This window comes from Eisenbergiella massiliensis (assembly GCF_003435485.1).
In genome coordinates, this window is sequence record NZ_QVLV01000022.1 from 56,666 (window position 1) to 75,983 (window position 19,318).

Annotated in this window: 10 protein-coding genes; 1 reads left to right on the forward strand and 9 read right to left on the reverse strand. The window is 52.0% G+C overall.

Going from position 1 to position 19,318, the window contains the following annotated elements; all coding sequences use genetic code 11:
• Positions 1–106 precede the first annotated feature (106 nt).
• Entirely contained in the window at positions 107–1,333 is a 1,227-nt protein-coding gene (locus DXC51_RS23085) for an ATP-binding protein (RefSeq protein ID WP_117545503.1), read from the forward strand.
• Between the two features lie 165 nt (positions 1,334–1,498).
• On the opposite strand, the gene DXC51_RS23090 is transcribed toward DXC51_RS23085, so the two are convergent.
• The 9 genes from DXC51_RS23090 to DXC51_RS23135 form a co-directional block, all read right to left on the reverse strand.
• Complete coding sequence (locus DXC51_RS23090; protein WP_117545504.1) at positions 1,499–4,033, reverse strand: glycoside hydrolase family 38 N-terminal domain-containing protein; 2,535 nt, start codon at positions 4,031–4,033, stop codon at positions 1,499–1,501.
• A gap of 105 nt (positions 4,034–4,138) precedes the next feature.
• Positions 4,139–6,352: a glycosyl hydrolase family 95 catalytic domain-containing protein gene (locus DXC51_RS23095; protein ID WP_147332398.1), complete on the reverse strand. Its 2,214-nt coding sequence runs from the start codon at positions 6,350–6,352 to the stop codon at positions 4,139–4,141.
• Positions 6,353–6,360: 8 nt separating this feature from the next.
• Positions 6,361–8,760, reverse strand: a complete 2,400-nt coding sequence (locus DXC51_RS23100; protein WP_181970176.1) for an AraC family transcriptional regulator — start codon at positions 8,758–8,760, stop codon at positions 6,361–6,363.
• Positions 8,761–8,853: 93 nt separating this feature from the next.
• Entirely contained in the window at positions 8,854–12,060 is a 3,207-nt protein-coding gene (locus tag DXC51_RS23105) for an alpha-mannosidase (protein ID WP_117545507.1), read from the reverse strand.
• Positions 12,061–12,142: 82 nt separating this feature from the next.
• Positions 12,143–13,813: an extracellular solute-binding protein gene (locus DXC51_RS23110; protein ID WP_025490421.1), complete on the reverse strand. Its 1,671-nt coding sequence runs from the start codon at positions 13,811–13,813 to the stop codon at positions 12,143–12,145.
• Positions 13,814–13,984: 171 nt separating this feature from the next.
• Positions 13,985–14,905, reverse strand: coding sequence for a carbohydrate ABC transporter permease (locus DXC51_RS23115; RefSeq protein ID WP_117545508.1), 921 nt, complete (start codon positions 14,903–14,905; stop codon positions 13,985–13,987).
• A gap of 11 nt (positions 14,906–14,916) precedes the next feature.
• Complete coding sequence (locus DXC51_RS23120) at positions 14,917–15,843, reverse strand: ABC transporter permease (protein WP_025490419.1); 927 nt, start codon at positions 15,841–15,843, stop codon at positions 14,917–14,919.
• Between the two features lie 291 nt (positions 15,844–16,134).
• Complete coding sequence (locus DXC51_RS23130; protein ID WP_117545509.1) at positions 16,135–18,636, reverse strand: ABC transporter permease; 2,502 nt, start codon at positions 18,634–18,636, stop codon at positions 16,135–16,137.
• Entirely contained in the window at positions 18,633–19,307 is a 675-nt protein-coding gene (locus DXC51_RS23135) for an ABC transporter ATP-binding protein (RefSeq protein WP_021637762.1), read from the reverse strand. The genes DXC51_RS23130 and DXC51_RS23135 overlap by 4 nt, the downstream gene beginning before the upstream one ends.
• Positions 19,308–19,318 lie beyond the last annotated feature (11 nt).

Sequence of the window (19,318 nt, forward strand, 5' to 3'; positions counted from 1 at the left end):
CGCTGCAGAGCAGCGGGGTCTTTGACCCTCACGGCAGTCGCCAAATATCCATGCAAGCATGGCTACTTGGCTCGTTGCTCGCGGGAATAAACAGGAGGCAGATGCGATGATTGAGCGAAAAGAATATTTACAGCGTCTATATGACTGGAAAGACGAACAGGTTATCAAAGTAGTCACCGGAATCCGCCGATGCGGTAAATCCACTCTGCTAAAGCAATATCAGGAAAAGCTTCTGCAGAGTGGTATTTTACCGGAACAGATTATTTCCATCAATTTTGAAGATTTGGAATATGAAGAGCTGCTGGACTACAAAGCTCTGTACCGTTATATAAAAGAACGGCTCTGCGAGGGGAAAATGACTTATATTTTTCTGGATGAAATCCAGAAAGTGGATTCCTTTGAAAAAGCAGTAGACAGTATCTATATAAAGGATATGACGGATATCTACATCACCGGTTCTAATGCCTATATGCTTTCCGGTGATCTGGCAACACTGCTGACCGGAAGATATGTGGAGATTTCCATGCTGCCGTTTTCCTTCCGGGATTATTATGCTTTAACGGCTCCTGAGCTGTCACCTGATGCCGCTTTTGCGGATTATATGCGCTACGGCGGCTTTCCATATCTGTCCACAATGAAAAAGACACCGGAAAAGGCTGCGGTCTATCTGGAGGGTATTTATAATACCGTTATAATAAAGGATATCGAAGACCGGCAGAACCGCAGGGAAAATGATCCGTCCAAGCGGAAAATAACCGATATTGCACTGCTGAAAACAATCGCCCGCTATCTGGCAAGTGTGGTCGGCAGTCCCGTCTCCGTTAAAAGTGTTACGGATTATCTGACCTCAAACGGACGTAAAATCTCCCCTAACACCGTAAGTGATTATATGGAAGCCCTGAAGGAATCCTTTATATTTTATAAAGCCGATCGTATCGATATCGTTGGAAAACAACTTCTGAAATCTAATTCCAAATGGTACGTTGTTGATTTGGGGCTGCGCAGCCACATGCTCCCCCGACAGAAGTATGATTTAGGCTTCTCCATTGAAAATATTGTCTATTTTGAGCTGCTGCGCCGCGGCTACCAGGTCAATATCGGAAAATCAGGGAACACGGAGGTTGATTTCGTCGCACACAGTCAGGATGCCTGCTGCTATTTCCAGGTAACTGCGGACATGACCTCTGAAGAAACCTTCTCCAGGGAAATGAGGCCGCTGGAATCCATCCGTGACAATTATGAAAAAACCGTCCTCACGCTGGACAGATTCACCGCCGGCAATTACAACGGCATCAAAGTAATCAATGTTATTGACTGGCTGCTGAATCCATAAAATCAAAGCCCTCGTTGCTCGCGGGAATAAAAATGCCGATCCCTGAAGCTGAGAAACTACTCTCCGGGGACCGGCTTTTCATTTTAAAATCAAGGGCATACGAAAGACCAGGGCATACAGATTGCAAAAATATTTTTTCACATATGCCGAAGTTTACCGCCCCGCCTATTCACCAAAAATTCCGCACTCCTCCAGCGTTTTTCCATCCGCCGAAAGCTTCAGTGTCTTCACCTCAAAGGGGTGCATCAACACCTGACACTGCGCATGGAGGACCGGCACGCTGACACATGCCTTTCTTTCCTGCCCCGTGGATTCAAACAGGCGCAGCAGAAATTCCTTCTCTTTCTTTCCCCTGCGCAGGGCCGACAGCACCACTGCCGGATCGTCCACACAAACCACGCCTTCCGGAGCTTCCTTTCCTTCCGCTTCTCCGGAGGGGAAGGCCGGCACCGACATGGGCGCTTCCTGGAAGCAGACCGCCTCCCGGGTAATGAATTCCCGGCGCTCCCTGCAATCTCCCGCATTCATTTCAAACTCAAAAATTCTTTCCCCCTGATCAATATAAGGAAGGAAGCGATCCTGTACGAGCAGCGGCCTGTCTCCGATGGGATGCGCGGCATATACCGCAGAATGCAAAAGGGAAATCCGCATGGTGCCCTCCAGGAAATCTACGCCGTAGTTTCCTTTGTTTATCACTGTAAGCGCTTTGCCCGCGCTCTCGTCAAACAGCCCGCACCACCGGTGGAATACCTTCTCCCTTCCGTCGCATTCATGCTCCATCACACCATAGGCCGTTTCCGCCAGCGCGGCCGCCGGCCTCAGCGCCGTGGGAAGCTCCAGCTTCAGAAAAGCTCCCTTTTCCGCCCAGTTAACACGGACCTCCGTTTTCACCTTTGTACCCTTGGCCGGCAGATAATACCGGATATAAGCCTGGGAATTTCCATAACCAAAAACCGCCTCAATCACCCGTCTTACAGGCCCGTCCTCAATGATACGGACGCTGGGAATCAGGCATCCCTCTCCTGCGTGACGTTCATTCAGGGTGCCGGAATAACGGCTTCCCTCTTTCTCATCCATCAGATGAAAGCTCCCAATCTCTTCCCTGTAGCTGCACCGGTTCATTCCCCAGGGATCACAGTCCGTTTTCATCACAGCCAGCCGGAAAGCGCCTTCCCTGAGATACTCCGTACCGTCCACACAGTAGGAATCCAGATACCCGGTCTGCGGGTTGATTTTTACTCGGATCCTGTCGTTAGCAAATACAAAGCTGTCGTCACCGCTTACCTGCGCACGCTCCGGCTTCTTATCCACCATCTGGATTCTCGCGGAAAAACGGTTCATGCAGGCCGGCTGCAAAACCGCATGGAAGGTCACCCGCTTACGCCAGTCCAGATTCATATTGCAGCTTTCCTTTTCCACCTGGCTCTCCAGAACCTCCCCGTTTTGGCTGAGCACGGGAAGCGCATAGGAATCTGTCCAGTTCTGGTTGGCAAGCTGGAATTCTCCCTGGAAAATACCTTCCACAGGAAAAGGATGGGGATTGTAAATCAGAATCGGATATTCCCCCTCCTGCGCCTTTTCCTCTCCGGAAAGCAGGGCAAAGAAAGCCCTCTGCTTCCATCTGTGCACGATTTCCAGGCCGTGATCCAGTATCCTCAGGCCGCCCTCCTCAACCTCCTGGATGGAGGAACCGGGAAGGACATCATGGAATTCACAGAACATCAGCGCTTCCTGCGCCTCCTTCAGCTCCTCATACGGATAAATAAGCAGACCCCGCAGCGCCGCCTGGGAAAGCATTTTTTCAGTCACACACAGCTCCCCTTCCAGCTCACGGTGCTTCTGCTTTATCCTTATCTGGGACGTATAGCAGCCCACAGCCCAGTAATTCAGATCCTTTTCCACCACAGGCTCCGTTATCCCCGCCTTTTTTGCAGCCTCACTCCTTGCCGCAAAATATGCCTCCGGCGTGGAGTGGATCAGATTCCAGTCCTCCGTCCTTTCCTTCAGCTCCCTGAGCGCTTCCAGATCCGCGCGGGACGGCCCGCCTCCGTGGTTTCCCACGCCCCAGAGGACACAGCCCACTGCCGGCTGATCCCCCTCCGGCCGGCTGCGCTGCCGATCCATCCATTCCTCCACTGTTTTTCCGGCCTCTCCCATCAGTGTGCCATAGGAATCCGCCCTGTGCGCCGCGATCCGGGAACCGTCAAAACCAACCCAAATGAAATCGTCCGCCGGAAGCGGGCAGTTCCCCTGGCCGGGCCTGCAGAACAGATAGGAATCATACCCCGCCTTCGCCATCAGCTGGACAAGCCCCCTGCTGTGGCCGAAGGGATCAAAATTGATGGCAGTGGAGGGAGCCTCCCCGAATTTTTCCAGAAAATATTCCCTGCCGCTCTCCATCTGCCGGATAAAGGATTCCCCGCTGGGCATATTACAGTCGGGCTGCAGATACCAGCCCCCCATAATATGCCATTTCCCTTCCTTCACCAGCTTCCGGATCCTTGCAAAAAGCGCTGGCTCCATCTCTTCAATCCAATGATAAATCAGCGCCTCATTGTGGTTAAAAACCAGCCCGTCATACTCCTCACAGAAAACAGCCGCCATACGGAACGTGGAAATAGCCGCGGAAATCCCCTCTTCCATATCCCACAGCCATACCGGATCAATATGCGCATTGCATATCAAATGTAAATCCTTCATACCTATCCCTCCATCTGCTTTTAAGGCGCAGCCGCCTGTTATAAACCGTAACACTCCGGGACGGAAACCGTCCCGGACTATTATGGCAAATCATACATAAACAGCTTAAAATTCAATCACCCATTCATCCTGCATCCGAAGGGGAAGCATAAGCTCCGTAAAGCCGCAGCCCTCCTCCTCCACGCCGTTTTTCAGTATCCGCTTCACTGGGTTATCCCCTTTCCAGCGGAGGGTAATTGTCTCTTCGCACCCGGCCGTCAGCTTCACACGGCTGATCCGGTAATCCTCCATGTCAATCGTAAGCTTATGCCCGCCTTCCACCGTCAGGCCGCTGCAGCCTGCGCCCTTCCACTCATCCGGCATCCCCATCAGCAGCCAGAACGTATCCAGCGCCCTGTGCACAAACATTTCACACAGCGCCGTGGGAACAAAGAAGCCGCTTTCCAGCGTAAAGGCATCGGAGCTTTCTCCCGCATTGGTATCTGAAATCCGCAGTATGCCGTTCTGATAAGGATCTCCGTTTACGGTGAAGGAATTCCTGGAACGGAATACCATACAGTATAATTCCAGCATCGTTCTTGCCATATTTCCTCTTCCACACCGGGAGGCCATAATCCCCAGGTACGGGCAGGAAAACGCGGCAAATTCCAGGAAGCCCTGATTGATCGCCGTATCCAGGGAACGCTGCGCCACCTCATTATGCGCCTCCTCACAGAGCGGATAAATGGGAAACAGGTGGCAGAAATGCCTGTGGGACGCAAACACATCGATCCCGTCAAACAGCGGCAGTCCCTTTTCATTCGTCTTCACCGGCGCCAGCCTGCCGCCAAAGGCTTTCCAGCCCGAACCGTCCAGCCCCAGAACCTGTGCATAGCCCTCCATTTTCCGGCACAGATAATGCAGACAGGACAAGGTAAAGGTGGCATCATCTGAAAGAAGCATATGGCCGTCCCGATCCACCTCAGGAGAGGTGGTAAAGGGAATATGCAGATAACCGTCCTCTTTTTCAAAGGCAATTCCCTGATACAGATGCAGCACCCTTTCCACAAACGGATAAATCTTATCCCTCAGCGTATCCTTTTCCCTGCTGTATTCATAAAACCAGGTGAAGTCCACGGATACGAAAAGCTCCGGCCCCAGAATGGTATTCCAGAAGCACCATTCGGAGGCGGCCCCGGTTCCGTCCGGCGCCATCATGGTAGGGATATGGATCGCATCCCGGATGCCGAATAATTTCCAGGTTCTCTCCATAAAACGCTGCGAAGCCGCGGAATAATAATCGATGTAAGGCCGTACCAGATTCACATTGCCGGTTTTATACGCAGGCCAGTAGCAGGACTGCACGTTCAAATCATTGTGCAGATCCCCGAACCAGGCCGGCATGCGGTGGTTGGGATTCCATACCCCCTGCAGGGTAACCGGAGAAGAATCTTCCCGCTCATTGCAGTAAAGCTTGAACATCTCCTGCCAAAAGGCCTCCTGCAGCCGTTCATTGGGCACCCGGATATCGAAGCCGCCCCAGAATTTTTCCCAGTCCCCGCGGTGCGCCTCCAGGAAGACTTCCGTCCGCGCAAGATAGTCAAGCACAAGGGCGCTTCCTTCCTCCGCCATCGTTTCTTCCTCCGCCTGCGTCCCGGTCCTGATGCTGACCGCCAGACGCAGCCCTTCCTTTCCTGCCTCCTTAAAGGCCTGCCCCGCAGCATTCAGCACAGCGCTCCTGTCGCCGCCAAAGTGCTGGCGGACAACAAAGCAGCCCTCCTTTTCCGTCTGGATGCACGGCTCATAATTCCAGTTTTTAAGCGGCCTGAGACGGGGCGAATCCAAATCCCAGCCCAGTGCCTTCACTTCCAGGGAATTGGCTCCCTCTCCCTGCAGCTCAATCATAAGGATATTGACGCAGGAATCCAGATAGATCCGTCCCTCCGCCTTCCTGTCCCCTTCCATTTCCAGGGAAAGAAACGTTTCCGCCTTTTCCAGATCCGTTTCCGCCCTGAAGCCGGTAATCGATCCCGGAAGCTGCAACTCCATCGCCAGGGCAGGCAGCTTCGTCCTGCCTATATGCTCTTCAAAAATATCTGTCTGCTCCACATAAGCGGGATCCCCCTCCAGGTACTCCTTTTTATGCTTCAGGATCTCTGAAAATACGGCCTTCGGCTCATCCGGAAGTGTTTCCCTCAGCTCCCAAAGGCCTACATGATCCACGGAAATACAGAGCTTTCCGTCCTGCACATACAGCACTGCCCCCATCTTCCCATTTCCCCAGAAGGGTCCTTCACAAAACTGGCGGGGTATCCTGTCCAATACCATTTTCCTGTCCATCTTTATCCTCATTCCTTCCTGTCATAATTCAGCTTCCGGAATTCATTGGGCGTCATTCCCTTTATCCTTTTAAAAGCCGTCCGCATTACATATACGCTGTTATATCCGGTCTGCTCCGCGATCTTTTCCACGGTCAGCCCTTTTTTCAGCAGGCTGCATACCTGCTCTATGCGCATTCTCTCCAGATAAGTGGCAAAATTCTCCCCGAACAGCTCCTTAAACAGCTTGGAAAAATAGGTGCTGGCATATCCGAAATCATCCGCAATTTTCGTCAGTCCCATATCGCTGTCGCAGTAATGGGCGTGGATATATTCCTCAATCTCCTCCGCCTGCCTGCTGCTGCTTTCCTTATTGGCCGCCTTAACCATGTCGCAGATATACTTGAACAGACTGTTGATCCGGTTAAACCGGAGGAGGATGTCGTTTTCACGGCTCAGCTGCTCCAGCTGGCGGTAAATTTCCTCTTCCTCAATTTCAACCCGGTTATTCAGGCTGTGAAGCACCTTAAATACCGTACACTGCAAATCGTTTACCAGGAAATGCATCATGGTGGGACTGATATTCCTGGTCAGCACGTTCACCTGGTATACCTCGCTCAGCTGCGCGTGCATCGCTTCCACATTCCCTGTGCGAACCGCATTCACCAGACGTTCCTCCAGCGTCACCGGGAAATAATAATATTCCTTGCTGTCCTGATAATCCCCGTAAAAGAACACGTATTTTCCTTCACCCGCCCCGTAGGTGAGCATATCATAGGTCTGATCATAGGCCTTGCCGATTTCCGTCATATCCTTGCATATGCTGCTCACGGCAATCCGCACCCTTACGCCGTATTCCTCCCAGAACGTCTCGCTCATATGCTCCAGCTTCTCCAGAAAGCCCGCCCTGGGCTGCTGGAAATCATCCTCCAGCGTACAGATGACGGCACAGGAATCCATATCCGTATCGCACATGTACTTGTCTCCCGAAAGGATTGGTTCCAGCCCCTGATGCAGCACCTGCTTGTAAACCACCGTTTCACCGGTATACATTTCCACCTCCGAGGTATCCGGGCCGCCAATCAGAAAGGCGATTACCAGCATCCTATTTCCCCGCAGACATATACCGTAATCCTCCAGGCTCTGCAGGCTCACACCCTCTCCGCCGTGAAGCAGCCGCTCCAGCAGCAGCCCTCTCGTCACCGGCTTCTGCCGGATGATGCTCTCCTGCAGCCCCGCATTATTATCTATCAGCTGTTTCAGGGAATTGGATATATACTCCATCTCATCCCCCTTCAGCTCTTCCTCTGCCTCTGATCCCAGGCTGAACAGCATCTGGAGGATACCGTCAATCCTTTTCCCCCTTTTCCAGGATACCAGCAGGATGCTCCCGATTCCCACAAACAGCACGGCCACAATCAGCAAAAACAGCTTCTGCTGATCCTTATTAATCTGCACCGTTATGTAATCCTTGGGTAGCACGGAAACATAGGTCAGCCCCAGGTAATCGGAATCAATGCGGATGACCTCCGCCTTTCTTCCATTCAGCGTCACCTCCTGGACCGCCCTTCCATTCCCTAAAATTTCCTCCGGCACCAGCTCAAACGTACCGTCTGCCGCAGGGACCCTCAGAATCGTTTCATCCTCCTTTTTATCCAGAAGATATGCCCAGCCATCCTGGGAAATATAAGCGTCGCGCATAAGATTTTTCACACCCTCCGAACGGATGGGAAAAACCAGGCATCCCTTTACCCCGGAATCGGTTACCAGGGACTGCACGAAAAGAAGCCGCTCCTCCTGTTTGCCATTCTGCATCGTCATCCGCTCAGGAAAGAACTGCTCCGAATAATGCCCCTTCAGCATCAGCTGCCAATCCTCCCAGGACATATCCCCATACCGGAAAAAAGAACGCAGGGTGTCCTTATACAGATATACGCTGTCCGGTGTAATAACCATATCCGCATCCTGGAAGTACACATAATACTCCTCCACAAACGTCTGGATCTGCATGGCTGCCATGTATTCCTGTGCGTATTGTATCTTGGATATCTCTATCTTCTTATCTTCCTCATCCATCTGCGTGGCAATATACCGGATATTGCTGTTTGCGGTCAGCCGGGCAGTAATCGTATTGATTTCCCGGAAATTATTATCCAGCATGTCCATGGTATGGGACATATTGGAATATACACTGGCACAGATATTTTCCCGCGTGGAAACCGAGATGTTTTCCAGCGTAACTATATTGATGATCAATGGAAGCAGGAAGATTGCCAAATAAGTAATAATTAATCTGATATATACTTTTCTGTACTTCATCTGCGGTACCTGTCCGTGTGCGCCACCCGGCACTGCACACTGCGGCTTCCTGCCGCTCCCTTTCCTCATATCTGCTGCCATCAACGCGCCGGTGCTTATGTAAAAATCCATACCCGCCGTCTGCGCGTTCCCCAGCGCGTCCCGCATATGGCAGGCGGCAGGATTATTATAGCAAACCCGGATAGAAATAGATAGCATAACAGGCTAAATCAGCCTAACTGTTTTCACCTCAAATGCGCGGAAATCAAGGGTAACCGCTCCGTCCTTAATCGGGATTTCCTCCAGCTCCTGCTCCAGCATATCGCAAAGATAAGCCCGCTCAAATTCCTTCGGCAGATACACCTGTGTGACAACGGCGGCGCGCTCCGCTTCATACATACGCAGTATCATATCCCCGCTGCCGTCCTCCGCCGGCTTCATGGTATCCAGCAGAATATTTTTCTTCCCGATCCCGAAGGACATCGGGCCATCCTGGCCTGCCGGCCTTCCCGGCCTTACTACAGGGCGCACGTTCAGCTCATATCCCTGCCGCACCGCTTCGCCCTCCCGGAAGCTTCCTTCCCAGGCATAGAAGGCATAGGTAAATTCCTGTATTCCGTTGTCCGCACGCATCTGCGGACTTGCCGCTGCCCTCATAAGAGTCAGCTCCATACAGCCGTCCTCCACGCTGATGCCATACTTTCCGTCATTGAGCACCGCCGCCCCATGGCCCTCATCACAAAGTGCCGTATATCTGTGATTGCAAACCTCAAACCGATCCTTATCGTATGTCCTTGACCGGTGCGCCGGCCGTTCCACAAACCCGAACTGAATTTCATGCCTGGCGTTTTCCGCATGCACCCGTACCGGAAAGGCGGCCTTCAGCAACCGATGCAGCTCCTGCCAGTCAATCCGTGTATGAAACTCCAGCCGCTTCTGCCCGGCCTCAAGCCTTATGTCCTGTGTATAAGAGGAGCTGCCGATTTTCCCGGTGATGCGAAGAACCGCTTCCAGCCCTTCCGATACCTTATCAAGCCGGATATCCCGCGCACCCTCCAGCTCCATTTCCCGGTAGCTGGCATCAATGTCCCACGCGTCAAAATGTCTGGGCACATCCTTGAATATCCGCAGCCGGTTCATCGGCCCCGCCGCCAGCTCCCTGCCCGATTCCTTCAGTACAAAGGAAACAATCTCTCCTCTGTGATTGATAACTGCGGCTAACCATTCGTTTTCCATCCGCCAGCCATTTTCCGTCTGCCTCAGGAGGGCAGGGCTGATCAAGCTGCCCTCCCGGACAGCGTTCTTCCGGTGTTCCCGGTCCCCTTCCCTGCTTCCGCAAATCCCGTTCTGCGGTTCGCCCTTTTCCTCCGCGGCGGCGCTCAACACGACAGCGCCCCCCGCGGGCAGACTCACCAATGTCTTTAACACGCCGCCTGTATACTGCACCGACAGCCTTTTCCCATCCTCCGCCACAGCCCCGCGGCAAAAGGTTTCCGGAAGGCTTACCATCGCCTGTCTGGGAAAAGACAGGGAATTTAAAACAGTGACCGCAGCCTCTCCCTCCTTCTCCTGAAGCAGCCAGGAAAGCGCCTGCTGCGTCATTTCCTCCGCCTCCTTCAGTATCTGCAAAAAAGCCGCCTGCGCTTCCTCGTATACCCTGGCAATGGAAGAACCTGGCAGGATATCATGGAACTGCTGGAACAATAACAGCTTCCAGAGCCTGTCCGCCCGGGGCAGATCATAGTCCATTCCCCTGCGCACTGCCTGCGCGCTCCACCACTCCATTTCCCGCATCGCAAGCTCACATGCCCTGTTATACTTTTTTATCCTGGCCTGAGAGGTATAGGTTCCCCTGTGAGAGCTGAAATAAAGCTCCCCCGTATATGTATGCTTCGCCCCACCCAGTCTGTCCAGAAAACGGAAAAATTCCTCCGGCGATCCCATTTTCATCCTTGGGCTTCCCTCCAGATCCTGCTGGCGCAGCACATACTCCACATGATCCCTCGTGGGGCCGCCGCCTCCGTCACCGTAGCCGAAGGGAAGCAGAAACGCCTTTAAATCCTCCTTCTGCGTCCTCTCCTTCCATACATTCCCCACCTCCTGCGGATCTGTCCGGTAGGTATAGCTGGTGGGAAGGAAGGAAACCACCTTCGTTCCGTCCATACCCTCCCAGTTAAAATAGTGATAGGGAAACCGCTCCCCGTCATTGCAGCACCAGAATATTTTCTGCGTCACCAGATACTTCACGCCGCAGCCCGCCAGTATCTGAGGCAGCGCTGCGGAATAACCAAAGGTATCAGGCAGCCATAAAACACTGCTTTCCACCCCCAGCACCTCTTTATAATACCGCTTCCCATGGACCAGCTGCCTGATCAGGGATTCTCCGCCCGTCAGGTTGGTATCCGGCTCCACCCACATGGCCCCGTCCGCAATCCACCTGCCCTCTGCAATCGCCCTGCGTATCCTTTCAAACAGTTTCGGATAATGAATGCGGCACATTTCATACAAAGCCGGCTGACTCTGAATAAAACGATACTCCGGATATTCCTCCAGAAGACGCAGCTGTGCGGCAAAGGTCCGCTCCGTCTTACGCATGGTTTCCGTCGCAGGCCAAAGCCATGCCAGATCAATGTGGGCATTTCCCACAGCCCAGAAAAGCGGGGCCGTAGTCCCGTTCACCGCCTCCAGGATCGGCCGCAGCGCTTCTCTTGCCTTCCGATAGCAGGCAGTCCGCGTCTCCTCTCCCTGCTCAAAATCCACTATATAGGTAAATTGCTTCAGGGCCTCTGCCGTCTCCGCCGCCCGCAGTGAATTTTCATCCAGCACAGAAAGAAGCTTGTACAGCGTATCCGCATCCATATACAGCTGGTAAGCCTCCTCCCTCCAGATTCCGAAGGTACACCTTCCCAGCGCCCTGCGGCTACCTTCCTCCAGACTGCTCCAGCTGCTTCCCGGAAGAACCGGCCCGGTAGCACAGTAGCCCGTCTCACAATTGGGAAAATCCTGCCCCGCACAGGTTTCCATGCAGATTTGATAGCGTTCCCCCGCCTCTCCGCAGGCTGTGATCGTGTTGTCCACCATATAATGATAAGGCTCCTGGATCCAGTCCGCCCTATAGGTCCCAAACTCCTTCCCGTTAACAAACAGACAGGATTCCCCGCCCGGATCCAGCTTCAGCACAATCCTTTTTCCAGCCGCCCGCCCCGGCAGCTCAATCGTCCCGCGAAACCAGCAGTACTCCCAGCTTTCTCCCCAGGTAAAGCCCGGCCCTGCCGGAACCATCCGCTCCTCCTCCAAATCCTCCGGCCTCAGCTGTTCCTTTGTCCTGAATGCCCTCCAGGATATTTCCCCCAGCTCCTCATAAAAATCCATCTTCAACGTCCGGAGCCAATGCGCCAGCCTGTCCTCCCATTCCCCGCTTAAAATCCCCATCCTTATCACAATCTCCCCTTTACGGCTTCGGCGTATGTCCCGATAGCCCTGCGAAACATACGCCGTTATGTCAAAAACTCATTTAATTATTGGCAGTATAAGAATCATATGCCTTCTGATACAGACTTATATAAGTATTTACATCATATTTTTCCAGGGATTTCAGATAGGAATCCCAGTCCTTTTCAACGCTCATCTCACCGGTTGCAAACTGTGCAATGGAGGTTTTTACATACTCCCTGAGAGAGGTCTGGATTGTGGTAAACTGCTCCGCATCCGCTTCGTCCTCCAAGAACAGGTTCTTAGGCAGATATTCCGGATAGAAATAAGGAATTACCTTTGCCGTCTCATCAAACAGGCGCGCCTCATAGGAATCCGGCACATACATGTCTTCCGGCCTGGGGGACATGGAAGCGCGGAACTCAGCCAGCTGGTTCATCAGGCCTGACCAGAAGGTATTCTTCTGATACTCATCATCCTCATTGGAGGTAAAACCGGGTTTAATCCAGTAAATAGCTTCCGTTCCTTCCAGGATGGATTCCGTGGGAGCCTCCAGCTTGCCCCAGTAACTGCCTTCCTTACCGTACATCTGCACCATGGAGGACTCGTCGCCCATCAGGAAATCGCCTACCTTGAAGGCCGCTTCCTTATTTTCACACTTATCGGTAATAAACCAGCTGAAGCCGTCCGTCATATCCACATAATCCTTATGCAGCTGCCATCTTGCGCCGTTCGGTCCCTCTACGGGTACCATGGCCGCTGTCACTTCATTCAGATGTGCATCCTCCAAATCGATTCCCATTGCAAAATGGTCTGCGGTATAGCCGAATACCAGGTTTTTGTCGGAACGGATTACCTGCTGCATCTGGTCGGAGCTTTGGGTAAAGCAGGTAGGGTCAATCAGTCCCAGGGAATAAAGCTCATTCAGGTAAGCCAGCCCCTGCTTAAACTCTTCGGTGTTACAGGAGAAAACAACCTTTCCATCCTCCACATGGGATAAGGTTTCCTTATCACAGGGTACGAAGGAATTCAGAAGGTACCACTCCAGCTGGCAGTCCCAGTCCTTGCTGCCCGACAGCGGGATTTCATCCGCTTTGCCGTTGCCGTTGTAATCGCTGTTCTTTACTGCAAGGAGCACTTCCTTCAGTTCTTCAGTTGTTTCAGGCTCTTTTAACCCCAGGGATTCCAGCCATTCGGTGTTATACCAGAGCTTGGGATAGGCCTGGCAGTGATAGCACTCATTCGCTGTTACAAAGCCGTAAATATTTCCATCAGGCGCATAGGAGAGCTGCTCATACTGCGGCCTGGCCTCAAACAGCCTCTTAATGTTATCCCCGTACTGATCAATCAGCTCATTAATCGGGACAAAAATTCCTTCCTTGGCGAACTTCACCATCTTCTGCTTGTTCATGCCATAGCAGATAACATCCGGATAATCCCCGCTGGAAAGCATAAGGTTCAGCTTGGTATCCGCATCCCCTTTATCGGAGGGAAGCTGGACAAATTCAATGTTCACTCCCGTATTATCCTCAATATACTTGATGGCATAATTGTTGTCGGAATACTCTCCCTTTTCATTCATCTGCACGGCTACCGTAATGGTAGGACGTTCCTCCCCGCCTGCGGCGCCTTCGCCTCCCTCAGCTGTCCCTGAAGCCTGGCCGGCTGCTGTGCTCCCGCCGCAGCCGGTAAGAAGCAGTGCGCAGGTAAGTCCTGCAGCCATAAGTCTGGTTCCCAAATTTTTGCGTTTCATACGCTACCTCCCTGATAAATTAATATGTTTATGATTAACCCTGCGGAGGATAAAAACATTATCCGTTTTTCCGCGGGCAAAGCATCTAAAGTAACCCGTACAATCCCCTGTATCCGGCCCATCCCGATACCCGGATTATACTCCGCTTCAGCTTTATTTTTCCCCGGTTCTCTACCCCTTGATGGAACCCATCATAATTCCCTTTACAAAATGCTTCTGGATCAAAGGATACAAAAGCAGTACCGGAACAGAAGATACCACGATCAGGGAATACTGAAGCAGCGTCTTTAATTCCTGCCGGTTCATCTGCTCTGCCAGATTCATGTTAATGCCGACGCTGTCGCTCATTACCAGAATATTCCTCAGAATCATCTGCAGCGGCTGCCTGGAGGAATCATTCAGATAAAGCAGGCCTGAGAAGAAATCATTCCATTTGCCCACTGCATACAAAAGAACCATAACCGCAATAATCGGTTTGGAAAGCGGCAACACCATGCCCGTAAAATATTTCCAGTCGGTGCAGCCGTCAATGGAAGCGGATTCGTAAATCTCCAGCGGTATCGAACTCTGGATATAGGTCTTGGTCAGAATCACGTTCCACACGCCCATAGCGGAAGGAATGACCATCGCCCAGAAGGTATCTATCAGATGAAGCTTGCTGACCACCAGATAGGTGGGAATCATACCGCCGCTGAAAAACATGGTCACCGTAAAAAGGAACATCACCGGCCCCCTGATTTTCAAATCAACCCTGGACAGCGGGTACGCTGCAAACAGCGTCAGCGTGACGCTGATAACCGTTCCCACCAGCGTATACTCCACCGAATTAATAAAGCCCCGCAGAATACTGGGCGACTGAAAAATAGCCTGATATCCCACCAGTGAAAAATCAACCGGCCATAAAAGCACCTTTCCGGCGGATACCGCGCTGGGATCACTGAAGGAGGATGCCAGGACAAACATCAACGGCACCAGTATGGCTACCATAATAATCAGCAACAGAGCCCACACGGAACCGGTCAGGATCCGATCCGGGACACTATGATAAAGCTTGACCTTGTTTTTATTCTTTTTTGCCTTATTCAAACTCATTTCCCCGCCTCCTACCAAAGACTTGTTTCGCCGAACTTCTGTGAAAGCTTGTTGGCTGTAAACAAGAGTATAAAGTTAACTACTGAATTGAACAATCCCACGGCCGTGGCGAAGGAATACTGCAGATCCTTCATACCCCGTTTAAACACATACGTGGAGATGATTTCGGAAACCGGCAGATTCAATGTATTCTGCATCAGGAAAATTTTATCAAAGCCAACTCCCATAATGCTTCCGATTGCCATAATAAGCTGTATGGTAATAATCGGCTTCAGCGCCGGAAGCTCCACGATTTTGATTCTCTGCAGCCGGTTCGCCCCGTCTATCAACGAAGCCTCTACAAGCGACTGGTCCACGTTTCCCAATGCCGCGATATAAATAATGGCGGAAAATCCTGTGGTCTGCCATACACCCGACCACACATAAATATGGCGGAAATAGGAAACCCTTCCCATAAAGTCCACCCGGTTCAGCCCCAGGTATTCCAGCACGGTATTTACAATACCAATGTTCAGGTGCAGACACTGCAGCACAATGCCGACCAAAACTACCGTAGAAATAAAGTAGGGCGCATATGTCACCGTCTGCATGAATTTCTTAAACCGGTCATTTCCTATAATATGTAATGCAAGCGCAAGGATAATTGGCGCCGGGAACGTCACCACCAGCTGATAAATACTGATAATCAATGTATTTTTCAAAAGCATTCCGATATCAGGGCTGCTGAAAAACTGTTTGAAATACTTCAGCCCGACCCAATCGCTCCCAAGAATCCCCTTCCTGAAGGAATAATCCTTAAAAGCAATTACAATTCCTCCCATCGGCACATAGCAGAATATAATGATATACAAAACCGGCAGTGACAGCATCAGATACAGCTGCCATCTTTTCCGAAAATCCTGTTTCAGATTCCACTTCTCTCTTTTCTTCTTTCCCATCTTTGCCCTTCCCTTCTTCCTAAGATATAAGACACCTGTTACAGGCAATTCAGGCTGTCATATCCAAAACCGTTATATTTAATCAAACCTGTATTTACCTGTTTGTTTGAAGGATAAATAGTATCATCTTCTTTTCCAAGAAAATATTATTGTGATCCCTGCCAATTCTTATGAAAACAGGGGAAAGGATTCTTGTGAAAAGAGCTTTTCCTTGTGTTTTACGGAAAAATTGTCCTGCTGCCTCCTTACCGCCGGACGATCTGATAAGCTTCAAAGAATCACCATACTCTGTCATTCCAGATTTTCAATAGCCCCAACTATGCTCATCCCGGCAATTTTCCTTAAAGGGATGCAGGTCGCCGCCAGACAGGCTGTGATTGAAAGAGCCGTGGCCTGAACCATCGGAAGAAAGGGCAAAGGCGCCAGGCTAAGTTCCTCCTGTGCCGCCGCCTGTACAAAAACAGTACAGATATATCCGGCGGCGCATCCGAGAATGGCGGCGATCAGGCCGTAATAAACACCTTCCCAGAGAAAGGTCCGGTAAAGGCTTCCCACGCTCATGCCGATAGCACGCTGTGTCCCGATTTCATTGATCCTTGTGTGGATATTGGTATAGACGGTGTTAACGATGTTAAGCAGCCCAATCAGTCCTATAAAAAGTATCAGCCCCCAGGCGAGCATTTTAATCTGGGCGAAGCTTTCCTCCAGCTGTTTGTCCGTCTGCTCAAAGGAGAGACAGCTGGTTCCCGGTATCCGGCGGGACAGCTCCTCCAGCATGGTGTCGAATGCTTTTCTGTCCGCATCCTTTTTCAAAACAGGAAGTATCTCCTCATAGACGCTTTTGCCTGTAAGCTCTGTGTACAGGCCATTGTTTACAATCATCTGAACGCCGTTGACAAATCCGCTGCTTCCGATGCTGATATAGCCGCCGTAATCGTCAAGCACATACAGAACTGGGATTTCCTTTCCCCCGGCGTGGATGGTTTCCCCTGCCCGGATGCCGGTTCTGGGAACCTGCTTCCCGTCATAGGCAAAAGGGACAGGGTTGCGGATTACGCAGCCCTCACCGGCTTTCAAAGCCTCCAGCTGTTCTTTTGTAAGCTGCGCTTTGAAAAATTTATCCATATACAGCCCGCTGAGTCCGGCGACCTGAAAGGTTTCGCCTGGCTGCAGGGAAAAATCCAGGGCCATCTCTTCTATTCTGTTTTCATCGTTCTGCAAGTATATGGAAAGCTGCAAAGCGGCGGCGGCCTCTACATTTTCATTTTGTTCCAGCTCTTCCAATATCTCCGGAGTAAAGCCAACGGTTTCATTGATCACGGAATAATCCCCCAGATGCGCCTCCTCCAATGAGCCTGCCGTATTCAGCAGGGAAACAAAGCTTTGCAGGGCAATAAAAACAGTAATGCTCATAACCAGGGATAATATGGTAATGGCCGTCCGCCCCCTGTTCCTTTTCAGGTTGAGACGGGCATAATAAGCTTCAAAGCTCCTGATCCGTTTCACCTTCCGTCCTCTGCGCCTGACTCTGGTATCGGTATGGGATATCGCCACGACAGGTGGCACATTCGCAGCCGACCGGGCGGCAGGCAGGGCCGCAATCAAAGCAAAGCCTAAAGTGATAACGGCGCTCAGCGCAAGGAAAAGGCCTTTCCCGCCGCTGTTTTCTGCAATCAGCCGTTTCAGCTGTGCGGTATCGTTCACTAAAAAAATGTCCGGTGACAGCATTCCGGCCGCGGCGGACAGAATCCCCTCTGCCGAAAACATCCCCAACAGCATTCCGGCGGGGATTCCGCCAATACATAACAGGAGGATTTCGGTGGTGACGATGGCGTAGAGCTGTCCTTTTTCTCCTCCCATGGCCCGCAGCGTCCCGAACTGTCTGATCCGTTTGGATACGGCGATCTTCAGAATGTTATAAATGACCAGCCCCGCCGCCAGCAGGACCAACGTCCCCGCCAGAAGGCCCGCCGCCGTCAGAAATGGAAAGCCCTGATCCGAAACCTCCGTATCGGCGGCCTCTTCATCATAGGGTATCCCCAAAGCCCTGAGATACGTCACATTATAGATTGTGTCCAGCTCATGGACATGAAGACGTGAAACCAGATCATCCATAGTATCCTGAAAGGCGCCCTTTTCAGAGGTGCGGATGTCCACAAGATAGTAAATATAGGAATCCGGCAGGACCTGTTCCGCCGTCCCCTCTCCCACAATGCCGCAGATGATTCCCGCCGCATAACCCATATAATTGCTCTCAGTAATCCCTGTGAGGATAAAATTAGCCTGATACGTCAATTCTTCTGTTTCAACGCCATGCCGGAGCGTTTTTGCCGCCGTGAGGGTAATGGTATCGCCCACCTTGCCCTCAACCCCCATCAGACGCAGCGCATCCTCCGGCAGCGCGATTTCCATCGCCCGTTCCGGCAGCCTTCCTTCCCGTAGCCGCGTAAAGGATGGAAAAATCTCCCCGCTGCCGTCCCGGAACTCAATCAGATCCAGATGAAGCGCCCTGCTCAATTCCACCGTGCCCAGGCTTACGGACACCCCCGTATAAGAAAGCCTGGGATCGTTTTGCAGAGCCTCCGTCTGCTCCTCATTCATCTGCACAAACGTCGCATAACGGTCGCCTCCAAGCGCGATGGCCTGCTGCTGCCGCATGGCAGAAAGAACGCCGGCGGACTGCCCGATCACTGTTGTCATCGCCGTGGACAGGATGATTGCAGCCAGAATTAAAAAAGAGGTCATTTTCTGTGCCAGAAGCTCTTTAAAAGCCAGTGTGCGATATGATTTCATCCTGCCGTCACCTCCGAAAGCACGCCGTCTGTGATATGGAACTGCCGTTTTGCCATCCGCGCTATACGGCTGTCGTGGGTAATGATTACGAGGGATTTATCCATATCCTCCCAGATATTCTTCAATACCTCCATGACCTCACTGCCGCTGCGGTTATCCAGGTTGCCTGTCGGCTCGTCGGCAAAAATAATGTCAGGCTGCGCAATCAGCGCCCGTGCAATGGCCACCCGCTGCTGCTGCCCGCCGGACAGCTCCCCCGGCAGATGCGTCAGGCGGCCGCCAAGCCCCAGGACATCGGTGAGCCGCTTTACATAGGCTTCCTCCGGCTGCTTTTTATCCAGCAGGAGGGGCATGATAATATTTTCCCTGGCCGTCAGCACCGGGAGCAGGTTAAACTGCTGGAATACAAAACCGATGCGCCTGCGCCGGAAGGCGGACAGCTCCCTGTCGCCCATACTGTAAATATCCCTGCCATCGTAAGTCAGGCTGCCCGAGGACGGCCTGTCCAGCCCGGAAAGCAGGTGGAGCAGCGTGCTCTTCCCGCTTCCCGACGGCCCCATTATGGAAATGAATTCCTTCGAGGCGATCTGTAAATCCGCTTTATCCAGAGCCACCACCCGGTTCTCGCCGCTGCCGTAAATCTTTGTCAGTCCCTTTGCCGTTATGTTCATAAAAAAACACT

Coding starts and splice junctions, on each gene's coding strand:
- DXC51_RS23085 (WP_117545503.1), top strand. CDS start 107: ATGATTGAGCGAAAAGAATATTTACAGCGTCTATATGACTGGAAAGAC.
- DXC51_RS23090 (WP_117545504.1), bottom strand. CDS start 4,033: ATGAAGGATTTACATTTGATATGCAATGCGCATATTGATCCGGTATGG.
- DXC51_RS23095 (WP_147332398.1), bottom strand. CDS start 6,352: ATGGACAGGAAAATGGTATTGGACAGGATACCCCGCCAGTTTTGTGAA.
- DXC51_RS23100 (WP_181970176.1), bottom strand. CDS start 8,760: ATGGATTTTTACATAAGCACCGGCGCGTTGATGGCAGCAGATATGAGG.
- DXC51_RS23105 (WP_117545507.1), bottom strand. CDS start 12,060: ATGGGGATTTTAAGCGGGGAATGGGAGGACAGGCTGGCGCATTGGCTC.
- DXC51_RS23110 (WP_025490421.1), bottom strand. CDS start 13,813: ATGAAACGCAAAAATTTGGGAACCAGACTTATGGCTGCAGGACTTACC.
- DXC51_RS23115 (WP_117545508.1), bottom strand. CDS start 14,905: ATGAGTTTGAATAAGGCAAAAAAGAATAAAAACAAGGTCAAGCTTTAT.
- DXC51_RS23120 (WP_025490419.1), bottom strand. CDS start 15,843: ATGGGAAAGAAGAAAAGAGAGAAGTGGAATCTGAAACAGGATTTTCGG.
- DXC51_RS23130 (WP_117545509.1), bottom strand. CDS start 18,636: ATGAAATCATATCGCACACTGGCTTTTAAAGAGCTTCTGGCACAGAAA.
- DXC51_RS23135 (WP_021637762.1), bottom strand. CDS start 19,307: ATGAACATAACGGCAAAGGGACTGACAAAGATTTACGGCAGCGGCGAG.